The organism is Microvirga soli (genome assembly GCF_016734765.1).
In the GTDB taxonomy this organism is placed as follows: domain Bacteria; phylum Pseudomonadota; class Alphaproteobacteria; order Rhizobiales; family Beijerinckiaceae; genus Microvirga; species Microvirga soli.
The window spans coordinates 1-4,604 of record NZ_JAERQE010000113.1 but is presented as its reverse complement, the minus strand read 5'-3'; the positions used below and the strand labels follow the sequence as shown (position 1 = coordinate 4,604).

The window sequence follows — 4,604 nt, the reverse complement described above, 5'->3', positions numbered from 1 at the left end:
TTTCGTAAAGCGTGTCTGGGGCATGGAGCACCTCCTGGATCATAAGAAGTGCTCTCCATTGTTCCGAAGCAAGACCAGTCACGTGGGAGGAGCGTATCCAGTCCGGTGATCCGAAATGGGAGTCCTCACAGGTGCTTCCTGATGTGCCGTATGCCGAGTTCGCGCGGTCAATCGGCCTTGACGGTATTCGGATTGACGATCCGGAGCAGGTTGGCCCGGCCTGGGACAGGGCTCTTGCCGCCGACCGGCCGTTTGTGCTCGACATGGTGACAGATCCGAACGTGCCGCCCCTTCCGCCTCACATCACTCTGAAGCAAGCCCGTCACTTTTTGGGTGCGCTTGCTAAGGGCGATCCAGAGGCAGGCAACGTGCTCGTCGACACAGCTCGTGAGCTTGTCGGATCGATCCTGCCCTCCAAGAAGTGAGAACTGCCATCGCAGGTCCTGCGCAGCGCAACCTTGATTTCTACACCCGCGTGCTCGGGCTGCGGCTCGTCAAGAAGACCGTCAACTTCGACGATCCCGGCACCTACCACTTCTACTTCGGCGACGAGGCCGGCCAGCCCGGCACGGTCCTCACCTTCCTCCCGTGGGCGCATGCTGCTCCGGGACGGCTCGGTGTCGGCGAGACGCAGGAGACGGTGTTCCGGGTGTCCGTGGGTTCCATTCGCTACTGGACGGAGCGCCTGGCCGAGAAAGGCGTGGCCTACGAGATGCCGGAGAAGCGCTTCGGCGAGACCGTGCTCGCGTTCAAGGATCCGGACGGCATGCGCCTCGCGCTCGTTGCGGTGCCCGGCATCGAGAACGAAGCCGCCTGGACCGCTGACGCCATCCCGGCCGAGCATGCGATCCGCGGCTTCCACAGCGCCAGCCTGCTGGTTGCCCAGGCCGCACAGACGGGAGAAATCCTGACCGACATCTTCGGCTTCACCGAGGTTGCCCGGGAGGGCTCGGTGATCCACTACAAGGCAGGTGACACGGCCCTCGGCGGGATCATCGACCTGCGCGAGGACGGCAACGGCACGCGCGGCCGCTCGGGGGCAGGGACGGTGCACCACATCGCCTTCCGCGCCGCCAGTGACGCGGTGCAGGCCGAGATGGTCAGGAAGCTCGCGCAAAACCATGGCATCCGGGCCACCGAGCAGAAGAACCGCGACTACTTCCGCGAGCCGAACGGAATCCTGTTCGAGATCGCCACGGACGATCCGGGCTTTGCCATCGACGAACCGGCAAATTCGCTTGGCCAAGCGCTGAAGCTTCCTCGTTTCCTGGAGCCAAAGCGGACAGCCATTGAGGCTGTCCTGCCGAAGGTCGCCTGATGCATCCGTCCCCATCCACATGGCCCGTCGCATCGGGCGCCGAGGCACACTGAATTGCCGGGCCGTCAGGCTCGATTGAGGTCTTCCATGTCGATCACCGCTGAATTTTCCTTCGTTCATCGCTTCAAGCCCGCCTCCGAACCCGTCCAACCGCCGCTTCTGTTGCTGCATGCCACTGGCGGCAACGAGGACGACCTGCTGCCGCTCGGGCGCATGATCTCGCCGGGCTCGGCCCAACTGTCCCCGCGCGGCAAGGTGCTGGAAGGCGGCATGCCTCGGTTCTTCCGCCGCCTCGCCGAAGGCGTCTTCGACGAGGACGATGTGCGCCGCCGCGCCCGAGAGCTCGCCGAGTTCGTCGCAGAGGCGCGTGAAACCTATGGCCTTGCGGCGGCGGTCGCTGTTGGGTTTTCCAATGGTGCCAACATCGCCGCGGCTGTGCTGCAACTTCGGCCTGAGGCCTTGGCGGGTGCGGCCCTGATCCGGGCCATGGTGCCGCTGCAGGAGCCCCCGGCGGCGGATCTGTCGGGCAAACCAGTCCTCATCATCTCCGGCGCCTCCGATCCCATCGTGCCGGCTGACAACGCGAAGAGGCTGGCTGCGCTGCTGAAGAGCGCCGGCGCCACCGTGCAGCATCACATGCTGCCGGCAGGCCACGGGCTGTCCCAAACCGACGTGGCCCCCATCAAGGCCTGGATCGAGCAACTCTGACCAACGAGTGGGGTGAGCCAATGCGCTCGCCCCGTACGACGAGGACTACCATCATGCAACTCACCGGCATCCATCATCTCACCGCCGTCACCGGCAATGCGCCACGCAATCATGACTTCTACACCAAGACGCTTGGCTTGCGCCTGGTGAAGAAGACGGTCAACCAGGACGACGTCAGCGCATATCATCTGTTCTACGCTGACGGGCGTGGCTCGCCCGGCACGGATATCACCTTCTTCGACTGGCCTGTGGAGCGCGAGCAGCGTGGTACCCACAGCATCACCCGCACCGCCATGCGGGTTGCTGGCGCTGACACACTCGCTTGGTGGAAGCAGCGCTTCCAGGACCTCGGCGTCGCGCACGCGGACATCGCGGAGCGTGATGGCCGTCTGACGCTCGACTTCGAGGATTTCGAGGGCCAGCGCCTGAGCGTCGTTGATGACGGCGGACAGGGCGAGGCGTCCCATCCATGGGAGCGCAGCCCCGTGCCGTCCGAGCACCAGATCCGCGGCCTCGGCCCGATCACCATCAGCGTGCCCGAGCTGGATTACACGGACCTCGTGCTCACGAAAATCATGAACATGAGCCGCGTCCAGGATTACGCCACGCCGGGCGACAAGGAAACCCGCACCCACGTCTACCAGATGGGTCCCGGCGGCGCGGCGGCCGAACTGCACGTGTCCGTCGAGCCAAACCTGCCGACGGCTCAACCCGGGGCAGGGGGCGTCCACCACGTCGCCTTCCGCATCCCCGACGCTGACTACAAGGCTTGGGCGGAGCGGCTCAACCACATCCGCATGCCGTCGAGCGGCCCGGTCGTCCGCTTCTGGTTCCGCAGCCTGTACTTCCGCGAGCCGAACGGCATCCTGTTCGAGATCGCCACGGACGAGCCGATGGACACGCTGGGTGAAACCCTCTCCCTGCCGCCGTTCCTCGAAAGTCGGCGCCAGCAGATCGAAGCTGGCCTGCAGCCCCTCTGATCCCTGGCGGCCATTGGCCAGCCCGTGTCCCTGACTCGGGCCGGCTCCCTGGTCCACCGAGTCCCCGGTCCTATGTCCAGGGGCATTCCTTCAACAGGTTCCCGAGGCATCAGGAAGCCGGACACACCAAACCCATTCGTGCAGGTCAAGGAGACATCTGATGAGCTGGAACCACGCCGACGATCCGCAGCCTGGCGATAAGCTCGCCTGTGACGCCATCGAGACAGTCATCGTGCCCCGGGCGCGTGACCTCGGAAGCTTCGAGGTGCGCCGGGCGCTGCCCTCGGCGCAGCGGCAGATGGTCGGTCCCTTTATCTTCTTCGACCAAATGGGACCGTCCGAGTTCCTGCTTGGGTCCGGCATGGACGTGCGGCCGCACCCCCACATCGGGCTCTCGACCGTCACCTACCTGTTCGACGGTGAGATCATGCACCGGGACTCGTTGGGAACGGAGCTGCCGATCCGGCCTGGCGAGCTCAACTGGATGACGGCCGGGCGCGGCATCGTCCATTCCGAGCGCACCGCGCCGGAGGTGCGCGCGACGGGTTCTAAGCTCTTCGGCATCCAGAGCTGGGTGGCCCTCTCGGCCAAGGACGAGGAGACCACGCCGGACTTCGTGCACTACGATGCTGGCCGGATGCCGGTGCTCAATGGCGACGGCAAGACGGTGCGGCTCATCGCCGGCTCGATCCTCGGCGCCACCTCCCAGGTGAAGACGTCCAGCCCGATGTTCTACGCCGACGTGGCGCTGCGGGCCGGGTCCTCCGTACCGCTGGATCCGGACTACGACGAGCGGGCGATCTACACCGTCTCGGGCGAAGTCGAGATCTCGGGCGACGTGTTCCCGCCCGGCCAGCTCCTTGTCTTCAGGCCGGGGGACCGCATCACGATCCGGGCGCGCAGCGATGCCCGCTTCATGATGCTTGGTGGCGAGCCGATGGATGGCCCCCGCTTCATCTGGTGGAACTTCGTCTCGTCGCGAAAGGACCGCATCGAGCAAGCGAAGGCCGACTGGAAGGCCGCCCGGTTCGACACGGTGCCAGGCGACGAGGCCGAGTTCATCCCCTTGCCCGAGCCGCCACCCCCGCCGGTGCGCTATCCATAGCCTAGCTTAAGGCGTCGCCTTCCCATTTACGGGACCAGAGCGTGTCGGAGAGGCTCGACATTGCTAGACATTTCAAGTGGCCTCTCCCGCATAAACGTTGACATGCCTGTGGGAGAAATGTCGTGCTCGGCATCAGTTAGCCAAAACATTTTTTCAGTAGGGCATGAATGTCGGGTTATGGCACTCCCGGGACGTAAGGGATTGGTCAGCTTAGCCGGTCAAAGGAGACCTTCCTGGAATGGTGGAATTCTACATGGGTTGACCTGAAGCGGCCCTTCGGGGTGCGGGATTCTTTGACCAAAAGCTAATGTGATTAAAGACGATAGGGAACCTCAAGCTGAGAGGATCACTCTGATCTGTCGCATGTGAATTAGACCTTTCCAGTCAGTCGAGCGTTCTAATCGACGCCAGATCTGTTCGATGTGCGCGCTGACGATTGATTGCTCTCTGGGCGACCACGGGCGAAAGCTACGTAACCCCTGTGCTAGTCGAC

Annotated in this window: 5 protein-coding genes; all 5 read left to right on the top strand. The window is 64.2% G+C overall.

All coding sequences use genetic code 11. The features are described from left to right. The first annotated feature begins 11 nt into the window (after window positions 1–11). The 5 genes from JKL45_RS29220 (at window position 12) to JKL45_RS29200 (ending at window position 4,111) form a co-directional block, all read left to right on the top strand. A complete protein-coding gene (locus tag JKL45_RS29220; protein ID WP_376771096.1) occupies window positions 12–425 on the top strand; it encodes a thiamine pyrophosphate-dependent enzyme in 414 nt (137 codons plus the stop codon). After that, window positions 422–1,318, top strand: coding sequence for a ring-cleaving dioxygenase (locus JKL45_RS29215; protein WP_312897056.1), 897 nt, complete (start codon window positions 422–424; stop codon window positions 1,316–1,318). Before JKL45_RS29220 ends, JKL45_RS29215 begins: the two co-directional genes overlap by 4 nt. 87 nt (window positions 1,319–1,405) lie before the next feature. Then, window positions 1,406–2,026 carry an alpha/beta hydrolase gene (locus tag JKL45_RS29210; protein ID WP_201865266.1) on the top strand — a complete coding sequence of 207 codons (621 nt, stop codon included), beginning with the start codon at window positions 1,406–1,408 and terminating at the stop codon, window positions 2,024–2,026. A 53-nt stretch (window positions 2,027–2,079) separates the two neighbouring features. Then, a complete protein-coding gene (locus JKL45_RS29205; protein ID WP_201865265.1) occupies window positions 2,080–3,006 on the top strand; it encodes a ring-cleaving dioxygenase in 927 nt (308 codons plus the stop codon). A gap of 160 nt (window positions 3,007–3,166) precedes the next feature. Beyond that, window positions 3,167–4,111 carry a pirin family protein gene (locus JKL45_RS29200; RefSeq protein WP_201865264.1) on the top strand — a complete coding sequence of 315 codons (945 nt, stop codon included), beginning with the start codon at window positions 3,167–3,169 and terminating at the stop codon, window positions 4,109–4,111. Window positions 4,112–4,604 lie beyond the last annotated feature (493 nt).